General features: G+C 27.4%; 2 protein-coding genes. Both read right to left on the bottom strand.

Annotated features, from left to right (window positions below; translation table 11 throughout):
• Positions 1–20: 20 nt before the first annotated feature.
• Positions 21–671: a PoNe immunity protein domain-containing protein gene (locus tag H2280_RS08320; protein ID WP_337216246.1), complete on the bottom strand. Its 651-nt coding sequence runs from the start codon at positions 669–671 to the stop codon at positions 21–23.
• The coding region (locus H2280_RS08315; RefSeq protein WP_337216245.1) for a hypothetical protein at positions 655–1070 on the bottom strand (416 nt) is incomplete at its 5' end. The genes H2280_RS08320 and H2280_RS08315, both read right to left, overlap by 17 nt.

The raw sequence follows: 1070 nt of genomic DNA, 5'->3' as shown, positions 1-1070 counted from the left end.
GGTTTTTAAACCCACTAAGATTAAATTAAATCATAAGGAAAGTATTTATAATGTTTAAATTCTTCTTTATTTAAACCCATTATCTTTACAATAACAGCACCTTCAAGATCCCAAGTATTAATAGGATCTCTTAATCTTGTATGTTTTTTCATATATTTATGTAAAAACTCAATATCCTTAGTAGCTACAAATTCTTTAATAAGTTCATGTTCTTTACGGATACACTTGCGTTCTAAATTTAAGTTTTTACCCATAGATCCCACAAAATGTAAAAACCAATCCCTATTAAGTATATCTCTTCTTTTTCTTTCATCTTCTTCTACTAATTTTAATACACAAGTTGTGTCCATATCTAATAACACTCTAAGACAAAGTTCAAGGGCATTTCCATCAAACCAGCTAATATCAAATCCAAATTCTAAATGTTTTTTTTGTATTATTGATATAACTTCTTCTAAATCTTTTTTGACTAATTTTATATCATCACCGCGAGCATATTTATCCATAGCGTTATGAAATTTTCTATCTTCTATATAAAAAAGATAATTTTTTCTTCTTGGATCTTCTGGAGAAAGTTCTAAAAGCCATCTTTTACGTTCTTCAATCTCTTCTTCGCATTTTATTATTTCTTCAGTAAAATACGCTTCATCTTTACTAGTATCCCTTAGCATTTTCTATCCTTTCGATTAAGTTTTTAGTTTTTGCGTTTTCATCTAATTCTTTAATGCTTACATTGCCTTTTTTATCGATATGAAACAAATCCTTTCTAACTTCATTGCTATTGAGAAGTTTTTCTATTTCTTTAGCATGTTCTTCTCCTACATCGTCCTTAAGTCGCTTTAATTTATTCTTTGTTAGCCAATCATCACTCATTTGTTTGGTTTTTTTATTTAATTTACTTTTTCCAAACTTAGCTTCTGCGATGATATATTTTGGATTTTTATTTGGATTATAATAAATTCCATCAATTCCATGATGAATTTTATCATCAAGTCCTTTGACTTTATTTAAGCTGATTCTTTTATAACCTCTAGCTTTGTAATATTTATCCATTTGCATTTCAGCATAAT

Source organism: Campylobacter sp. 2457A (assembly GCF_020135895.1).
Classification (GTDB): domain Bacteria; phylum Campylobacterota; class Campylobacteria; order Campylobacterales; family Campylobacteraceae; genus Campylobacter_D; species Campylobacter_D taeniopygiae.
Note: the sequence above shows the minus strand (reverse complement) of the source record. Positions and strands in the feature narration are given on the sequence as shown.